Below are 17,397 nucleotides of genomic sequence, written 5' to 3'. Positions count from 1 at the left end.
ATGTTTCCCAAACCCATCGAAAAACAACCCCGCGCGGCGCAGATCACGTATCAAGCCATGCTTCCATTGGCCCTTCTGTTTTGGCTGGGGCCCCTGCTGGCGGTTGCTCTTTTCTCGGTAAAACCTGCTGCTGACTTCACCAACGCGAATTACTGGGGGATGCCGTCCAGCTTTGAGGGCGCCTTCAACTATGGTCAGGTGTTCTTCAATTCGGACATGCCGCGCTACCTGCTGAATTCATTTATGATCACCGTCCCTACCGTGATCGGAGCGGTGGCCCTCAGTTGCATGACCGGCTTCGCGCTTGGCATCTACAAGTTCAAGTCGAACCTCTGGATATTTTTCATGTTCGTGGCCGGGAACTTCGTGCCCTTCCAGATCCTGATGGTGCCGGTTCGCGACCTGACCCTGCAACTTGGGCTCTACAACACCAAGACCGGGCTGGTCCTGTTCCACATCGCATTTCAGACCGGGTTCTGCACCCTGTTCATGCGCAACTTCATCCGCGCCCTGCCCTTTGAACTGATCGAGGCCGCACGGGTCGAGGGTATCAGCGAATGGCGCATCTTCTGGTACGTGGTCCTGCCGCTGATGAAGCCCGCGATCGCCGCGCTCAGCGTGCTGATCTTCACCTTCATCTGGAACGACTATTTCTGGGCCGTCGTCCTGACGCAAGGCGCAGAAAGCCAGCCTGTAACTGCCGGAATCACCAGTTTCAACGCACAATTCCGCGCCGCTTATCAATTGATGAGCGCGGGCTCCATCGTGGCGGCTCTGCCACCGGTGGCCATGTTCTTCCTGATGCAGAAACACTTCATTGCGGGTTTGACCCTCGGAGCTGTGAAATGACCAAAATTACCTTTATCGGTGCCGGGTCCACAATTTTCATGCAGAACATCGTTGGGGATGCTCTGTTAACCCCTGCACTGGCCGACAGTCACTTTGCGCTTATGGATATCGACCCCCAGCGCCTTGCGGAAAGCGAAGCAGTTGCGCGCTCCATGATCCGCTCGGTCGGGGCCGGGGCGACAGTCTCGACCCATACCGACCGCCGCGCGGCGCTGGACGGGGCCGATTTCGTCATCACCGCGTTTCAGGTGGGGGGATACAAGCCCTGCACGATCACCGATTTCGAGATCCCCAAGCAGTATGGCTTGCGTCAAACCATCGCTGATACGCTGGGCGTCGGAGGGATCATGCGAGGCCTGCGCACGGTTCCGGTGCTTTGGGATGTCGCAGGGGACATGATGCAACTCTGTCCGAACGCGACATTGCTACAATACGTAAATCCGATGGCCATCAACACCTGGGCACTGGCCGAACGCTTCCCGACCCTGAAACATGTGGGTCTTTGTCACTCGGTTCAAAATACAGTCGAGGAACTGGCCCACGATCTGGATCTGCCAAAGGATGAGTTCCGCTACAAAGTCGCGGGCGTCAATCACGTCGCATTCTTTCTGAAACTGGAACATCAAGGCCGCGACCTGTATCCGGCACTGCGCCAGGGCTATCACACGGGGAAATTCCCGAAGGCACCGCTGCTGATGCCGCGCTGCCCCAACAAGGTGCGGTACGAGGTGATGGATCACCTGGGCTATTTCTGCACAGAAAGCTCGGAACACCTGGCCGAATACGTGCCGTGGTTCATCAAGGAAGGGCGACAGGACCTGATCGAGGAATTTTCCATCCCGCTGGACGAATACCCCACCCGCTGCATCGAGCAGGTCGAGATGTGGAAGGAACAGGCCAAGACCCTGACCGACGGGCGCAATATCGATGTCACGCGCAGCCACGAATTCGCGGCCGACCTGATGAACGCGATCGTTACGAACACGCCCTACATGGCCTATGGCAACCTGCCCAACACCGGCCAGATCCCGCAACTGCCCATGGGCGCGGCAGTCGAAACCCCCTGCCTGGTCGACAGCAACGGCGTACAGCCTTCTGTCGTGACCGACATCCCGCCGCAGTTGATTGCCCTGATGCGCACCCAGATCAACGTACAGGAACTGACTGTTCGGGCCCTGACAGAACAGAACCCCGAATATATCTATCACGCCGCGATGATGGATCCGCACACCGCCGCCGAACTGGACCTGCGCCAGATCCGCAACGTTGTCACGGATCTGCTGACGGCCCACAACGATTGGCTGCCCGACTGGTGCCGCCCGGCCCGCGCCGCCTGATCTTCATCTTTTCACAAATACTCAGATCCAACTTCCGCCAAGAAAAACAAAGCCAGAAATGACAAAACGCCGCTCACAACATTGGTATGGAAAACTCGACAAGGATGGCTTCATCCACCGGTCGTGGATGAAAAACCAGGGCTTTCCCGACCACGCTTTTGACGGACGACCCATAATTGGCATCTGCAACACCTGGTCGGAACTGACCCCCTGCAACTCGGGCCTGCGCGATCTGGCCGAGGGCGTAAAACGCGGCGTGTGGGAGGCGGGCGGCTTTCCGGTAGAATTCCCCGTCATGTCGCTGGGCGAAACCCAGATGAAACCCACTGCGATGCTGTTCCGCAACCTGCTGGCCATGGATGTCGAGGAATCGATCCGCGCCTATGGTATTGACGGGGTCGTTCTGTTGGGCGGCTGCGACAAGACCACGCCGGGGCAGTTGATGGGGGCAGCGTCAGTCGATCTGCCTTCGATCGTCGTCAGTTCAGGCCCGATGCTGAACGGTAAATACCGCGGGCAGGATATCGGATCCGGCACCGATGTCTGGAAGTTTTCCGAAGCGGTTCGGGCCGGCGAAATGACCTTGCAGGATTTCATGAACGCCGAATCCGGCATGTCGCGCAGCGCTGGCGTCTGCATGACCATGGGCACCGCGTCCACCATGGCGTCGCTGGTCGAGGCGATGGGCATGAGCCTGCCCACCAATGCCGCGCTTCCGGCGGTCGACGCTCGCCGCATGGCGCTGGCACACATGACCGGCCGGCGCATCGTCGAGATGGTCGACGAAGACCTCAAGCCCTCGGACATCCTGACCAAAGAGGCGTTTGAGAACGCCATCCTCGCCAACGCGGCCGTAGGAGGCTCGACCAATGCGGTGGTTCACCTTCTGGCGCTGGCGGGGCGTGTCGGGGTTGACTTGACCCTGAAAGACTTTGAAATCGGATCCGAAATACCACTGCTGGTCAACTGCATGCCGTCGGGCAAATACCTGATGGAAGACTTCTGCTACGCAGGCGGCATGCCGGTTGTACTGAATGAACTCAAATCGTTCCTGCGCCCGGCAAAGACGGTTCTGAACAAGGATATCTCGGCTCACTTCGAAGGAGCCGAGTGTTTCAATACCGACGTCATCCGTCCCTTCGATGATCCTTTAAAGCCCGCTGCGGGCCTGCGTGTTCTGCGCGGCAACCTTGCGCCGAATGGGGCCATCATCAAGCCTTCGGCGGCCGCTGACGCGCTTCTTGAAACCGAGGGCGAGGCTTTCGTGTTCGACAGCATCGAAGACCTGAAGGCCAATATCGACCGTGAAGACCTGCCGGTCACGGCCAAGAGCATCCTAGTGCTCAAAGGGTGTGGCCCCAAAGGGTATCCGGGCATGCCCGAGGTCGGCAACATGCCAATTCCGGCGAAATTGGTGAAAGAGGGTGTACGAGACATGATCCGGATCTCGGATGCCCGCATGTCGGGAACAGCCTATGGCACCGTCATTTTGCATGTCAGCCCCGAAGCACAGGCGGGTGGCACGCTGGCGCTGGTCAAAACCGGAGACCGCATCCGTGTTTCAGCCAGCAGTGGCGAACTGGAACTGCTTGTCAACGAAAACGAACTGAACGCCCGCCGCGCCGCGTGGCAACCGGATGATCCGCACTACACACGCGGATATGCAAAACTTTACATCGACCACGTGCTGCAAGCGGATCAGGGGGCGGATCTGGATTTCCTTGTTGGCAAAGACACCCGCCTCGTGACCAGAGAGAGCCACTGATGACCCAACCAGCTACATTCCACGATCTCAACGGGGCCTCCGTCTATATCACCGGCGGTGGCTCGGGTGTTGGTGCGGCGCTGACAGATGGATTCATGGCACAGGGGGCCAATGTGGCCTTCATTGGTCGGTCGGATGCCAGCGGGTTTGTCGAAGAGATGCGCGACAAGCACGGCCGCGCGCCGCTGTTCCTGCAAGGCGACATGACGGATACCGAACTGCTGCACGCGACGATGGTCAAAGCTGCCGAGGCTCATGGCCCTTTGAACGTTTTGGTAAACAATGCGGCCAACGACCAACGTCATACGCTTGAGGAATCCACGACGGAATTCTGGGACTGGATGATCGAGGTGAACCTGAAAGCCTATTATTTCGCGTGTCAGGAAGCCGCCCGGCAAATGAAAGATGGCGGGTCGATCATCAATTTCAGCTCGATCAGTTACATGATGGGCAATGCTGGCTATCCGATCTATACGACCTCGAATGCCGGGATCACGGGGATGACACGGTCATTGGCACGAGAACTGGGGCCTAGGAAAATCCGGGTAAACGCTCTGGCCCCCGGCTGGGTTCTGACGCAAAAACAGTTGGATAAATGGGCCACGCCCGAGGATCTGGCGGCCCATTTGGACCGGCAATGTCTGAAAGAGCACCTGAAGCCCGAGGATATGATAGCACCAACACTTTTTCTGGCGTCCAGGGCCAGTCATGCGATGACCGGGCAATGTATAGCTGTTGATGGCGGCGTTGTGGTTTCGGGGTGATGTTATGAATACTGAATGGATCGCGGTCGACTGGGGAACATCTCATTTACGGGCCTGGGCCATGCAGGGTTCGACTGCGCTGGACCATGCGCAATCCGACAAGGGCATGGCGCATGTCGGGCCTGACGGGTTTCAAGCCGCCCTGCTGGATTTGATCGAAAACTGGTTGCCCGGCGCGCCGGTAGATGTGGTCGCTTGCGGAATGGTCGGCGCACGACAGGGCTGGGTGGAAGCCCCTTATTCGACCGTGCCGTCGGAACCCTTGCCGGATGTCCCGATCCGCGTACCCGGATCAGACCCGCGCATTCGGGCCTTTGTCATACCTGGTCTGAAACAGACAACCCCACCGGATGTGATGCGGGGTGAGGAAACCCAGATTGCCGGATTTCTGGGCACGCGCCAGAATTGGGATGGCGTCATCTGCCTGCCCGGAACCCACACGAAATGGGTTCAGGTAAGCGCTGGCGAGGTTGTAAGCTTTCGTACCTTCATGACGGGTGAGTTGTTCGACCTGCTATGTGGTCAGTCCGTGCTGCGGCACTCTGTAGGCCCGGGCTGGGACGAAGACGCCTTCGCCGAGGCGGTTGCGGATACGTTGTCAAAGCCCGAACAATTGGCTGCGCGTCTCTTTAACTTGCGAGCGGCGGACTTGCTGCAAGGTCAGGCCAAAGCCACCGCGCGTGCGCGCCTTTCCGGAATGTTGATCGGTGCCGAACTGGCCGCGACGCGGCCCTATTGGCTGGGGCAGCAACTGGCCATTATCGGGGCGGAAGGCGTGTCGCAGACATATGCAGCAGCCCTGCAACGGCAAGGCGCGTTCGTGGAAACCGCAAACGCCACCGAGGCAACTCTGGCCGGACTTGCGCTGGCCCGAAACATGACAAGGCAAACCGCATGAGCCGTCCCATCATCGCCATATTGCGTGGCTTGCAACCACACGAAGCCAAAGCCGTTGGCCGCGCCATTATCGATGCCGGCATCGACCGGATCGAAGTGCCGCTCAATTCTCCGGATCCGCTCGACAGTATCAGCACTTTGGTTGATGCGTTTGGAAACCAGGCCCTGATCGGCGCGGGCACTGTTTTGACAGTCGATCAGGTGGACGCTGTGTCGGCCGCCGGAGGCAAGTTGATCGTATCGCCCAACTATGACGCCGAGGTCATCAAGCGTTCCGTCGCGTTGGGCCTGCAAAGCTGGCCGGGGGTTTACACCCCGACCGAAGCTTTTGCGGCCCTCAAGGCCGGTGCCACCGGTTTGAAGCTGTTCCCCGGGGTGATGGCTGGTCCGGCGGGTTTGGCCGCCTTACGACCGGTTTTGCCCATAGGCTCGCTTGTTTTTGCTGTTGGCGGTGCCGGACCCGACAATTTCGGGCAGTGGATCAAAGCGGGCGCAGATGGCTTTGGGATAGGCTCTGCACTTTACAAACCCGGGATGGATGTCGCCGAAATCGCCGAGCGCGCCCGGCATATCGTTACGGCCTATGACGAGGCCGCCGGATGAGCACCATCTTTGACGACCGCCCCTGCGAGTTGGGCGAAGGCCCGTTGTGGCATCCTGAAAGGCGTCAGCTTTTCTGGTTCGATATCATAGGCAAACGTCTGATGACCCGCGAGCGGGACGCGCCAAAAAGCTGGAGCTTCGATGAACATGTCTCGGCCGCGGGCTGGGTGGATCGCGATACGCTTCTTATGGCGTCGGAAACGGGGCTGTGGCGTTTTGATTTGCAATCCGGAAAGCGGAACTTGATCACGCCTCTGGAAGCCGACAACCCCGTCACCCGTTCAAACGATGGCCGCGCTGATCCTTGGGGTGGGTTTTGGATCGGCACAATGGGCAAGCAAGCGGAACCCGGCGCCGGATCAATCTATCGCTTCTGGAGAGGCGAGTTGAGGCGATTGGTTCCAGATGTAACAATCTCAAACGCGATCTGTTTTGCCCCCGATCGTTCGGTGGCCTATTTCTGCGACACCGCAACGAAACAAGTCAGGCACTGGCGTCTGAACGCCGAAACCGGGTGGCCGGAAGGCGACAGCGCAGTTTTTCTGGATTTGCGCAAAGAAGGTCTGAACCCGGATGGTGCGGTCATTGATGCCCAGGGGAATATCTGGATTGCACAATGGGGTGCCAGCCGGATTGCGGCATACACGGCCGACGGCATGTTTCTGAAGGCCGTTGCATTTGACGCATCCCATACGTCATGTCCCGCTTTCGGGGGCAATGAACTGAATACGCTTTTCTGCACAACGGCCCGTCAGGGATTGAGCGCAGAAGCAATAGACAGCCAACCGACCAACGGCATGACCTTTGCCGCGCGAAACGCAGGTCAGGGTCAGGCAGAACACAAGGTCATCTTATGAAGCCGGAACTGGGCGTTTGTTATTATCCTGAACATTGGCCAGAGACGATGTGGGCCGACGATGCCGCGCAAATGGTCGAAACAGGCCTGACATGGGTGCGTATTGGCGAGTTCGCGTGGAGCCGCATCGAGCCGCAATCCGGCGTTTTTAAATTCGAATGGCTGGATCGCGCGATTGAGACACTCGGTGGAGCCGGATTGAAGGTCGTGCTGGGCACGCCAACCGCAACGCCGCCGCGCTGGATGTTGGACAAACACCCGGACATGCTGGCCGCCGATGAAAACGGCAACCTGCGCAAGTTCGGATCACGGCGGCATTACTGTTTTAGCCATCAAAGCTATATCGACGAATCTACCCGCATCGTGCGGATATTGGGTGAACGGTACGGTAAGAACCCGCATGTGGTCGCGTGGCAGATTGACAATGAATACGGGTGTCACGACACCACTCTCAGCTACAGCGCTGCTGCCCAACAGGCGTTTCGCCATTGGCTGGCCGAACGGTATGGAACAATTGAAACGCTGAACCAAGCGTGGGGCAATGTGTTCTGGTCGATGGAATATCGCAACTTCAGCGAAGTCGACCTGCCCAATCAAACCGTGACCGAGCCTAACCCGGCTCATGTACTGGCATTCCGGCGCTTCAGTTCGGATCAGGTCGCGGGTTTCAACAAAGCACAGGTGGATGCGCTGCGGCCGTTGACCGATGCGCCGCTCTTGCACAATTACATGGGCCGTATTCTGGACTTCGACCATTTCAAAGTTGGCGCGGATCTGGATATCGCTACCTGGGACAGTTATCCGATCGGTTTTCTGTCGGACCGCCTGGACGCCGACGACGCGCACAAGACCGCCTTTTTGCAACAGGGCGATCCGGACATGCAGGCGTTTCATCATGATCTCTACCGGGCGGTCGGGCGCGGCCGTTGGTGGGTGATGGAACAACAACCCGGCCCGGTGAATTGGGCACCGTATAATCCGGCGCCGCTGCCCGGAATGGTGCGGCTTTGGTCATTGGAGGCCGTTGCTCATGGCGCCGAGGTGGTGAGTTATTTCCGATGGCGGCAAGCCCCGTTTGCGCAAGAGCAAATGCATGCCGGCTTGCTGACGTCGAACAATCACCCTGCTGCTGCACTGGCAGAAGCCCGCCAGACCGCAGATGACCTGAACTCGTTGGGTGCGGTGCAACAGATACAGGCCAAAGTGGCCATTCTGTTTGATTACGCCTCGGACTGGGCGTGGTCCACACAACCACAAGGCGCGGGATTTGACTATTTCCGATTGGTTTTTTCCGCATATCGCGCGCTGCGACGGGCCGGTCTGTCGGTAGACTTTGTTTCGGCGAAGGACATTCCCGGTGATTACTCGGTGATCTTTGCCCCCGGTTTGGCCACAATGGATCCTGATTTGGAACAACGCCTGGCAGAGAGATGCGATCTTGCCATTCTGGGACCGCGTAGCGGCGCGATCACCTGCGATTTTCAAATTCCTGAAAAGGGCAGACCCGGTCTGAGCAGGATCGGTTGCGATGTCGATCTGGTCGAAACTCTGCCGCCCACGGTTGAACGCACGGTCAAGGGTGGCGGCACGGCGCGGCATTGGATCGACCGATTGTCTGGAACGGCCAAAGACCTGCTGAGTTTCGAAGACGGAACACCTGCTCTCAAGGCAGGGGACGGAATCTGGTACTTGGCCGGCTTCCCCGATGCAGACCTTTGGGACCGCGTGATAGCCATGGCGGCGGAAGAAGCCGAATTGACATTGCGCAGGATGCCGCAAGGCCTGCGACTGCGCGAGACGGCCAATCATGACTTCCTGATCAACTACAACGCCGGGCCGGTGGATTGGAACGGGCTCACCGTTGAAGGTTGTGACGTCAAAATCCTGAAACGCAATCCGCCCGAACCGACCTGAGGTCAATCCGGGCGGGTGCCGAGATTAGGAAGCTGCGCTGCTATTCGTCGCTTTGCAGGCTATTGGGGTCAAACACCCCGCCGAAACCACTGTTGTTGGACGGAGCGCTTTCGGAGTCAGACCCACCATCTGCGCCTTCTTTTTCGTCGCCCCCTAAAGAGTTCGGTGCAAAAACATTGCCAAAGCCGCTGTTGTTCGACGGTTTCGGGGTGGTTTGAACACCGCCCTGTTCCGCTTCTTCAGCTTCGCGTTGCTTGAGGCGTTCTTCACGCTGTTTGCGCAACTCTTGAATACGCTGTTCCGCTTCCAGCTTCTTCTGCTCGCGGACATCGGCGATACACTGCGCCGGATTGTAGGTGGCCGCAGTGCCGACAACTGTGATCGTTGCGACGGCAAATACAACCAGCAGAACCGCTGCCATGTTGCCGGAAAAGAAGCTGGGCAGTTTGATCTTGCCGGCCAGCTCTTCAACCGTCGCGTTCTTGCGCGCCGCTGCCACCAGTTCCTGACGTTTCAGCTTGGCTTCGTTCAGCAGAGCGAAGAACACTGTCAGCGCCACGATGATGAAGGCCAGCGCCGAGATCGCGGGTGTGATGCCATAACGGACCTTTTGGGCCAGTTCGATCGTCAACGTCGGGTATTCACCGAAGGTAAAGGTGGTGGTGTTGTAGTTTTCGAACGATGCGAGGAACGCCAACACCGCTGCCGATGCAATCGCCGGGCGCATGAACGGCAACAGGATCTTGCGGAAGGCCTGTGCGTGGCTGGCACCAAGGTCCAGCGCAGCCTCGGTCAAGGCAACGTCGTAGCGCTGCAAGCGTGCCACCAACACCAGCATGCAGTAGCTGGCGATAAAGGTTGATTGGCCGATCACCGTCAGAAAAATGCCATTTGACAGGAAGCTGTCCGCCCCCAGTCCCAGCATCCGGTTGATACGATCCCAGAACACCAGCGTCGAGATACCCAGAACAACACCCGGGATCAGGATCGGAGCGATAATGATCGTATAGTAAGTCGCCCGCAGTTTTGGCCAGATCTGGGTCAGCATCAGTGCACCCGCCAGACCCATGGCCACTGACAGGATGACCGTGCCGATCCCGATGATCAGCGAGTTCTTGATGCCGTTCAGGATGCGCTGATCCTGAAACAGCTCGCCAAACCACTGGAAGGTCAGACATTCCCACGGGCTCATCCGTGGGAAGCCGGACGAGTTGAACGCGGTGATCGACATGATCACAAGCGGTCCCAGCAGATACAGGAAGAAAATCGCCAGATAGACCCAGATGCTTATGCGGAGGAAGGAATTGTTCATTTCCCGATATCCCCCATGTTCACTTTGAACAGGCGCATCATGGCCAGCACGAACAGGATACAGGTCACCAGCAGGACGATCGCGTAAGCAGCCCCTTGCGGCCAGTCGTTGTTATCGTTGAACTGCTGATAGATCAGCTGTGTGAACCACAGCGACGACGGCCCGCCCAAGATCTGCGGTGCCGCCAGCGCGCCTGCAGACAGCATGAACACCATCGTACAGCCCGAACTGATCCCTGGCTTGGCATAAGGAATGACCACACGCCAATGTATCCGCCACCACGGCGCACCAAGGTCGCGCGCGGCTTCGATCTGATTTTTGTCCAGGCTTTCTATGACGTTATACATTGGGAAGATCATCAGCAGAATATAGGCATAGCCCAGCCCGGCATAGAGCGCGATATCGTTCCGGATGAAGTCGAACGGCGTATCCCAGACCCCCAGCCCCACGAACAACGTGTTCAGAACACCGGTTTCACCGAAGATAATGCGCAACGCAAAGGCGCGCAGGATTTCGTTGATCCAGTAAGGGATGATCAGCATGATCGCGAAGATGCGGATATGGCTGCCTTCGGACTGCCCCAGATAGTAGGCGATCGGATAGCAGATGATCAGGTTGAAAATCGTGACGCAAACGGCCGCCACGAGGGTGCGGAAGAACACCCGCAGGTCAACCGTGTTGTAATCCTGACTGCCGCCTTCAGGGCCGTATACCAGGTACTTGTAGTTCTCCAGCGTATAGACGTCCTTCGGCCCGCCAATCTCTGGAGGCGGGAGGTTTGGACGGAACGAGAAATCCAGCATCGACAGCTGCGGCAGGATGATAAGGCCGATGGTCCAGAACAGAACCAGACCCAGGATCGCCAAGCCCATACCGGTGCCGTTGCGATTGAAGAATTCTTTCAGAAATCGGGGCATGAGATCGTCCCCCTATTCCGCTGCCAGTTCACCGGCAGGAACGATGACCGCGTTATGCGTCTCGTATTCCAGCGTGATGTTCTGTCCGGTGTGGTCCTCGAAAGATTGCCCATGGTTGGGGATCGAGACCTTGATTTCTTTTCCGCCTTCACCTTCTGTGAAGATGTTAAAGACGTTGCCCTCGAACTCTTCATGATTGACCCGGGCGGTGACGAAGTGATCGCCCGTTGCGCCATCTGGGGCAATCGCAAAGGCCTCGGGACGGATGAACATCATCGCGTCATCACCTTCTTTCATTTTGCCCTGATTGGCCGTCGAAATCCTTGCCACCAGATCACCCGAACGGTTGGTCGCGATCAAAGCTTCCTTGCCCATCACTTGCTTGATTTTACCGCGGAACACATTGTTTTCGCCGACGAATGAAGCCGCGAAAGCCGTGTTGGGATCGTTGTAAATCGTCTTCCCGTCGGCGATTTGATCAATCACACCGGCACGCATGACGGCGATATTGTCCGACATGGTCAGCGCTTCGCCCTGGTCGTGTGTGATGTAGATGAAGGTAATGCCCACGCGCTGCTGAATTTCACGCAACTCGGTCCGCATGTGCTGGCGCAGCTTCAGGTCAAGTGCCGAAAGGGGCTCGTCCAGCAACAACACGTCTGGCTCAGCGCAGAGTGCCCGGGCAATAGCAACACGCTGACGTTGACCGCCTGACAATTCGCTTGGCAGCTTGTCCCCTTGCCCCGGTAACGCAATCATGTCCAGAAGCTCATCGGCGCGCCTGCGGCGTTCGGCGGCACTGGCCCCTTTGATTTCCATGGAAAACGTGATGTTTTCCCAGACCTTCATCAGCGGGAACAATGCGAGGTTCTGAAAGATCAGCGCCGTCGGGCGCTTGTTGGGCCCGATACCGCGCATATTGTTGCCACCAATCAGGACGTTGCCTTCGCTTGGTTCAAGAAAGCCGGACACTGCCCTCAGAATGGTTGTTTTTCCGCAGCCCGATGGCCCGAGGAACGAAAAGAAATCGCCCCCGTTGATGTTGACGTTTGCATCGCGCACGGCGACGAAGTCGCCGAAACGGATCCACAGGTTTTCCAGATCGACTCCGACCCCTGCACTCATTTTTGGTTTCTCCCTGAGGTGCGTGTTGTCACCACACAGTATTAGTGTCCGCCACGCCGGGACGGCGCGCAGATGGGTGCCCCCCGCAGGATGCGGAGGGCGAAGGTTCGGAACGCTTAAGCGCTCTTGAACTTGTTGACGAACTCGGTCCGGGTTTCAGCATACCACGGCGCTTCTGCAGGCCACGGATTGAGATTGGCCAGCGAGTCGCCCGGATAGGCCTCGGCAAAGTTCTTCTTGTAGGTGTCGCCGGAATACTGGTCGGCTCCCAATACCGGCGAGTTGTAGCCGTGGCTGTCAATCGCAACACCGGCCGGCTTGGCCTGATAGGCAAAGTCGATGAAAGCGTAAACCTGATCGATATTCGCGGCACCAGTCGGCATGGACATACCATCCACCCAAGCCATCGCACCTTCGACAGGCGCCTGATAGTGTACTGGCTCGCCTGCGGATTTCAGTGCAAGGGGTGGGCCGTCCCAGGTTTGGCCAACAATAACGCCTTCGTTCAGAAGACCGTTCTTCTGTGTGTCGGCGTCGTTCCAGATCAGTTTGATGCGGTCCTTGCGTGCAACGCACCAATCGGTGATCTGGCCCCAAACCTTACGCATGGTGTCTTCATCACCATATGCCGCCCAAACCGAACCCGGCTCCATCTCGCCAGCGCGTTCCATATAAAGGCCGGCGCCTAGCATCATGGAATGCGCGCGGCCCATGGTTTTCCCGGCGTTCGCTTCCGACCACACGTCGCCATAGGACGGCGCATCACCATCCGGTAGCCACAGGTCAGTACGGTAAGCGATACCTTCTGTACCCCAGATATGCGGCAGCCAGTGCGCACCTGAATCGCCAAAGTTCCACGCATCAGTACCAATCTTGGCCATGGCAGGATTCACCAGATCGATCGGAACCTTGTTCATGTCGAAAGGCTGGAGCAGCTCCAGCGGTTCCCACTGCAACGACCGGTTGTTGGTCGGTGAAACGATATCAAAACCCTGGCCCTTGGTGGCCTTCATCTTGTTGATGATCTCTTCGTTCGAGCCGATACCGGTATAGTTCACCTTGATTCCAGTAAGCGTCTCAAACTCTTCGATGAAGCTGGGCGGCAGGTAGTCCGACCACATCAGAATGTTGATTTCGCCCGACGAAGCCAGAGCGCTCTTGCTGTAAAGGGGTGCCGCAAGTGCCGCGGCACCTGCGCCTTTCAACACAGAGCGTCTCGAAAATGAAGAATGTTTAGCCATAGGTGATCTCCCATTGTTGGATGAGTTTGTTTTTGTATTTTTATTCATAGGACTTTCTGTGCCCGTTCGTCAGTCCAAAAGTGACAGTTTACGGAATTCTTATGTCCAGTTTTTGTTCTTGACACGTTTCGGTTGAATTTCAGAGCGTTAGTTTACCTGCCATACGGTAAAATCGCGCGCGCCAACCGGATCCGAGCCGATCAAAATTCGTCGTGATCCACCACCAGGCAGGGGTTTGGACATGTCACCAAAATTGAAAGCAAAATGCAACGTACCGAGTCGGGTTACGCGTAGGTCTGGATCGCAGTCCAGAGGCTTCAGCCCTGCCCATTCCAAGACATCGCGCATAATCTCGTGCACGAGCGCACCGCCGGGTACCATTGCCAGATATGTCGCACGATCCGACCGGACGACCGCTGGGCTGGCGTCGCAATAGGCACTTTTGAAGCGCGCCAGGACATTTGCCTCGGTCTCGACGATTTCACGCCAACCGCCAAAGCCAAAAAGCTGACCGTTCTGCAACTGCACGGATTCCCTTGCAATATCCGGGAGCGATTCGACACGGACGACACGGACGCCGGTCAGATCCGCCAACGCACCCGGCGCCAGATTCGAAGGGGTTTGCATTTGAGGTGTCATGCTGCCGGATCGGGCACCAATCAAAAGCTTTGCCCCCGAAACCTCAAGTCTTGCGGCCAGATCTGGGGTCACGATCATGCTTTGCGGCAGCACGATCAGTGCGTAACCTTCCAAACCATCCTCGGGACCCACAAAATCAATGTCCACCCCCAGACAGCGCAAGGCGGTGTACCATTCGCGGAAGATATGGGAATTGGGGAAGTCATCATCATGCGGCAGAATATCGGCCGCCCAGATCGAAGCGTAATCCAGCATCATCGCCACCGAGGCTTTAACGCGCGTCGTTGACGGCAGGTTTTCGCGATCCTTCACAATCTGAGCCAGTTCGAGCGCGGCTTGATCCAGACTGTCATCCGAGCGCAGCAAGGCTGTATGGTATTGTTCCTGCGCGAACTTTGCCTGGCGCCATCGAAAAAACATCACAGCTTGCGCGCCGTGTGCATATGCGGCCCAGGTCCAAAGCCGAACCATCCCTTCGGCTGGGGAAGGGTTTTGTGCCGCCCAGTCCACCGGCCCCGGCTGCTGTTCCAACACCCATACCCGCCCCCGCCCCTGACTGCGATACAAGTCGCAATGAAACCCCTGATAATCAGGCGCGCCGGTTCGCAGATAACGGCGCTTTTCCTTCTCTGACAGGGTTGAGCCCATCAGATTACCCAGCGGGTAGCTGTCAAAGCCGACGATATCCAGATCGGCGGCCACTGCGTGGTGATCAAATTCGAAACTACCGGCCATGAAGTTGTGCGTGATATCTCGACCCGGCGCATGTTCGCGCAGCACGTCCACCTGTGTCTTGTTGAACAACCGCACCCGGTCCGAAGAATAGCGCCTGAAATCAAGGGCATGGGTGGGGTTGGGTGTAGCAACCAAACCATTGGGCAGTTCAATCTGGTCAAAGCCGGAATAGAGGCTCCCCCAGAACACGGTCCCCCAGGCCTCGTTCAATGCGTCAATTGTACCGTATCGTTTTGCCAGCCATCGCCGAAATCCCGCCCGTGCGGCATCGGAATAGCTGAGAACGGTGTCGTGGTCATTGTACTCATTGTCGATCTGCCAGGCATGGACATGAGGGTTCTGGCCATACCTGGCGGCATATTCCGTGGCGATCCTTTGCGCCTCGGCCAGGTACACGTCACTGGAAAAACAATAATGTCTGCGGGAACCATAACCCCTGACCCGGCCGTCCGGGCCAACCGGCAGAATTTCGGGGTGCTCATCAATCAGCCACTTGGGTGGCGCAGCCGTTGGAGTCGACATCATAATCCGCAGACCGGCCCGCCCCAGAATCTCGATGACGTCATCCAACCAGTCCCAGTGAAACCGCCCGCGTTCCGGTTCAATCAGACCCCAGGTGAACTCGGCGATCCGAACCCAATCCAAACCCATCCCGGCCATCCGCGCGGCGTCACTGCGCCACTGGGACGGGTCCCATTGTTCGGGGTAGTAGCAAACCCCAAGCTCCAGTTTGCTCATCGGTTGTCCTTTGCCGTGCGCCGTTCGATCCATTTCAGGAAGCTTGCGCAACAGAGGGTGAGTACCACGTACAGAATTGCTGCCGTATTGAACGGCGCAAAAGGCAGAAAGCTAGCTGCCTGAAACTCTCGCATCCTTTGGGTCATGTCGCGGACGGACAGGATGGACAGCAACGAGGTATCCTTGATCATCGCGATAAATTCGTTGCCCAATGGCGGGGTGACGATCCGCAGGGCTTGTGGCAGAACGATCAGCCGCGCCGTCTGCCAGCGCGACAAGCCCAGCGAACTGCCTGCTTCCAGCTGCCCTTTCGGGATGGCCTCGATCCCAGATCGGAAAATTTCAGCCATATAGGCCGAATACCCGACCGAAATCGCGATGATCCCGCGTGTCATGTTGGTCATATCAATGCCGCCGCCCGTGGCATCCTTGACCGCGCCCGCCAAGGGCAGGCCGATGTAAAGAATGATCACCAACATCGGAATGCCGCGTATCGTGTCCACGAAAAATTCGGCCCCGACCGCCAAGGGATGCAGCTTGTGCTGTGCGCCGCCAATGGTCAGCGTCAGCAGCAGAAAGCCGAAAACAGCAAAAGCCAGAGCGGGATTCCGGTATTTGTCAGGCAAGAAACTGGTCTGCCACAGAACCGGATAGCCTTGTGAATGAGCATCCACGGGAACAAACGCTCCGGAAACGCTGTCTACGGTTTCAATCTGCTCCAGGGCGGCCGCTGCATCAGTGGCGCTGCGTATGCGGTATTGTTGTTCGCCGGCACCGTCGAACTCTCCAAACCGGATGATGTCAGCCTGCGCCTGTGGCGTGCCGCGCACAATGGCGATGCGCCCTTCGGTGCTTCCGACCAGAACGTAACTGACCTGCGGCTGCACGAAGAAAAAGGCTGATATCGCAAGCAATGACAGGCTGATGGAACCATACAGGATCGTGGTGCGCGCCCGTGGTTTGAACGATTGCAGCCCCACCCAGATCAGGCCCAGAATGGCCGAGAAGATATAGGCGAAGATGGCTGCGCGGAACGTAATGGCAACGCCCGTCGCGAACTGCCAGTAGGCCATGAACATCAGATAGAACAAAACCGCACCTGTAAGGCATTCCAGCCCCAAAAGAACGCGGCCGCGCCAAGGGGGTTGCAACGCCGCGGACAGCAGGCTCAAGGCGACAACAGCTGTGTATGCGGCCAGAAGAACTTGCAGTCCTGTTTGAACCTGGGTCACGACTTCGGGATACAACACCCACGTCTGACTGGACCGGTCGATCAGGGTTGATGTGTTCTCGCTGAGCGCATGAAAGAAAACGGATTCCGCGAAGGGCATCAAAAGCTGTGGAGATACAAAGCTCATGACCAAAAGCGCAACTGACGCGGGCAGCGCCGCAAGGGCCGAAACCCGCAACCAGCCGGGGGCGTGATTGGTAAAACGTGCATGCCGGGCGCAGAGATATCCAAGGATTGCAACCGAGACGATCAGCAGAAAGCCGACGAAAATCGGCCCTGCATTGTTGCCTATCCCCAGAATTGCGATCAGAGATCGCAGATATTTCGAGGACGTGGCGAACAGATAGATGATGAAGGGAGCGGCTGCGAGCAATACAAGATTGCTCGGGCGGATCGTGCTGAGACGCGACATGGAACTTCTCCGCTGAAACATGGCCCGGCAGCCTTAGCCCCCGGGCCCAGAAAGGCTTGAAG

At 57.7% G+C, this 17,397-nt stretch carries 14 protein-coding genes; 8 read left to right on the top strand and 6 right to left on the bottom strand.

Annotated elements, in window-relative coordinates; all coding sequences use genetic code 11:
* From FIU92_RS18875 to FIU92_RS18840, 8 genes are read left to right on the top strand one after another with little or no spacing between them, the layout of a single operon-like run.
* Complete coding sequence (locus FIU92_RS18875) at nt 1-849, top strand: carbohydrate ABC transporter permease (protein ID WP_152460264.1); 849 nt, start codon at nt 1-3, stop codon at nt 847-849.
* Complete coding sequence (locus FIU92_RS18870; protein WP_152460263.1) at nt 846-2,186, top strand: alpha-glucosidase/alpha-galactosidase; 1,341 nt, start codon at nt 846-848, stop codon at nt 2,184-2,186. The genes FIU92_RS18875 and FIU92_RS18870 overlap by 4 nt, the downstream gene beginning before the upstream one ends.
* A gap of 58 nt (nt 2,187-2,244) precedes the next feature.
* A complete protein-coding gene (locus tag FIU92_RS18865; RefSeq protein ID WP_152460262.1) occupies nt 2,245-3,951 on the top strand; it encodes an IlvD/Edd family dehydratase in 1,707 nt (568 codons plus the stop codon).
* Nucleotides 3,951-4,715, top strand: a complete 765-nt coding sequence (locus FIU92_RS18860) for an SDR family NAD(P)-dependent oxidoreductase (protein WP_152460261.1) — start codon at nt 3,951-3,953, stop codon at nt 4,713-4,715. The genes FIU92_RS18865 and FIU92_RS18860 overlap by 1 nt, the downstream gene beginning before the upstream one ends.
* 4 nt (nt 4,716-4,719) lie before the next feature.
* On the top strand, nt 4,720-5,613 hold the full coding sequence (locus tag FIU92_RS18855; RefSeq protein ID WP_152460260.1) for a 2-dehydro-3-deoxygalactonokinase: 894 nt from the start codon (nt 4,720-4,722) through the stop codon (nt 5,611-5,613).
* A complete protein-coding gene (locus FIU92_RS18850) occupies nt 5,610-6,215 on the top strand; it encodes a 2-dehydro-3-deoxy-6-phosphogalactonate aldolase (protein ID WP_152460259.1) in 606 nt (201 codons plus the stop codon). The genes FIU92_RS18855 and FIU92_RS18850 overlap by 4 nt, the downstream gene beginning before the upstream one ends.
* A complete protein-coding gene (locus FIU92_RS18845; RefSeq protein WP_152460258.1) occupies nt 6,212-7,072 on the top strand; it encodes an SMP-30/gluconolactonase/LRE family protein in 861 nt (286 codons plus the stop codon). Before FIU92_RS18850 ends, FIU92_RS18845 begins: the two co-directional genes overlap by 4 nt.
* Nucleotides 7,069-8,985 (top strand): beta-galactosidase, encoded by a 1,917-nt coding sequence (locus FIU92_RS18840; RefSeq protein ID WP_152460257.1) that lies wholly within the window; start codon nt 7,069-7,071, stop codon nt 8,983-8,985. Before FIU92_RS18845 ends, FIU92_RS18840 begins: the two co-directional genes overlap by 4 nt.
* A 40-nt stretch (nt 8,986-9,025) precedes the next feature.
* Here the strand turns inward: FIU92_RS18840 and FIU92_RS18835 are convergent, their stop codons facing one another.
* The 6 genes from FIU92_RS18835 to FIU92_RS18810 all read right to left on the bottom strand — a co-directional run bounded on the left by FIU92_RS18835 (nt 9,026) and on the right by FIU92_RS18810 (nt 17,335).
* Nucleotides 9,026-10,297 (bottom strand): ABC transporter permease, encoded by a 1,272-nt coding sequence (locus FIU92_RS18835; RefSeq protein ID WP_152460256.1) that lies wholly within the window; start codon nt 10,295-10,297, stop codon nt 9,026-9,028.
* On the bottom strand, nt 10,294-11,214 hold the full coding sequence (locus FIU92_RS18830; protein WP_152460255.1) for an ABC transporter permease: 921 nt from the start codon (nt 11,212-11,214) through the stop codon (nt 10,294-10,296). The genes FIU92_RS18835 and FIU92_RS18830 overlap by 4 nt, the downstream gene beginning before the upstream one ends.
* Nucleotides 11,215-11,226: 12 nt before the next feature.
* Entirely contained in the window at nt 11,227-12,339 is a 1,113-nt protein-coding gene (locus FIU92_RS18825) for an ABC transporter ATP-binding protein (protein ID WP_152460254.1), read from the bottom strand.
* Nucleotides 12,340-12,455: 116 nt separating this feature from the next.
* Nucleotides 12,456-13,580, bottom strand: coding sequence for an extracellular solute-binding protein (locus FIU92_RS18820; protein ID WP_152460253.1), 1,125 nt, complete (start codon nt 13,578-13,580; stop codon nt 12,456-12,458).
* Nucleotides 13,581-13,727: 147 nt separating this feature from the next.
* Complete coding sequence (locus tag FIU92_RS18815; protein ID WP_172978539.1) at nt 13,728-15,692, bottom strand: beta-galactosidase; 1,965 nt, start codon at nt 15,690-15,692, stop codon at nt 13,728-13,730.
* Nucleotides 15,689-17,335 carry an amino acid ABC transporter permease gene (locus tag FIU92_RS18810; RefSeq protein WP_152460251.1) on the bottom strand — a complete coding sequence of 549 codons (1,647 nt, stop codon included), beginning with the start codon at nt 17,333-17,335 and terminating at the stop codon, nt 15,689-15,691. Before FIU92_RS18810 ends, FIU92_RS18815 begins: the two co-directional genes overlap by 4 nt.
* Nucleotides 17,336-17,397: the final 62 nt, after the last annotated feature.

The sequence above is a fragment of the Ruegeria sp. THAF33 genome (assembly GCF_009363615.1).
In the GTDB taxonomy this organism is placed as follows: domain Bacteria; phylum Pseudomonadota; class Alphaproteobacteria; order Rhodobacterales; family Rhodobacteraceae; genus Ruegeria.
This window is presented reverse-complemented; position numbering and strand designations above follow the sequence as displayed.

What these genes read in the sequence shown, in the direction of transcription:
- FIU92_RS18870 (WP_152460263.1), top strand. Translation starts at nt 846, where the DNA reads ATGACCAAAATTACCTTTATCGGTGCCGGGTCCACAATTTTCATGCAG.
- FIU92_RS18860 (WP_152460261.1), top strand. Translation starts at nt 3,951, where the DNA reads ATGACCCAACCAGCTACATTCCACGATCTCAACGGGGCCTCCGTCTAT.
- FIU92_RS18820 (WP_152460253.1), bottom strand. Translation starts at nt 13,580, where the DNA reads ATGGCTAAACATTCTTCATTTTCGAGACGCTCTGTGTTGAAAGGCGCA.
- FIU92_RS18840 (WP_152460257.1), top strand. Translation starts at nt 7,069, where the DNA reads ATGAAGCCGGAACTGGGCGTTTGTTATTATCCTGAACATTGGCCAGAG.
- FIU92_RS18875 (WP_152460264.1), top strand. Translation starts at nt 1, where the DNA reads ATGTTTCCCAAACCCATCGAAAAACAACCCCGCGCGGCGCAGATCACG.
- FIU92_RS18835 (WP_152460256.1), bottom strand. Translation starts at nt 10,297, where the DNA reads ATGAACAATTCCTTCCTCCGCATAAGCATCTGGGTCTATCTGGCGATT.
- FIU92_RS18845 (WP_152460258.1), top strand. Translation starts at nt 6,212, where the DNA reads ATGAGCACCATCTTTGACGACCGCCCCTGCGAGTTGGGCGAAGGCCCG.
- FIU92_RS18850 (WP_152460259.1), top strand. Translation starts at nt 5,610, where the DNA reads ATGAGCCGTCCCATCATCGCCATATTGCGTGGCTTGCAACCACACGAA.
- FIU92_RS18830 (WP_152460255.1), bottom strand. Translation starts at nt 11,214, where the DNA reads ATGCCCCGATTTCTGAAAGAATTCTTCAATCGCAACGGCACCGGTATG.
- FIU92_RS18810 (WP_152460251.1), bottom strand. Translation starts at nt 17,335, where the DNA reads ATGTCGCGTCTCAGCACGATCCGCCCGAGCAATCTTGTATTGCTCGCA.
- FIU92_RS18825 (WP_152460254.1), bottom strand. Translation starts at nt 12,339, where the DNA reads ATGAGTGCAGGGGTCGGAGTCGATCTGGAAAACCTGTGGATCCGTTTC.
- FIU92_RS18855 (WP_152460260.1), top strand. Translation starts at nt 4,720, where the DNA reads ATGAATACTGAATGGATCGCGGTCGACTGGGGAACATCTCATTTACGG.
- FIU92_RS18865 (WP_152460262.1), top strand. Translation starts at nt 2,245, where the DNA reads ATGACAAAACGCCGCTCACAACATTGGTATGGAAAACTCGACAAGGAT.
- FIU92_RS18815 (WP_172978539.1), bottom strand. Translation starts at nt 15,692, where the DNA reads ATGAGCAAACTGGAGCTTGGGGTTTGCTACTACCCCGAACAATGGGAC.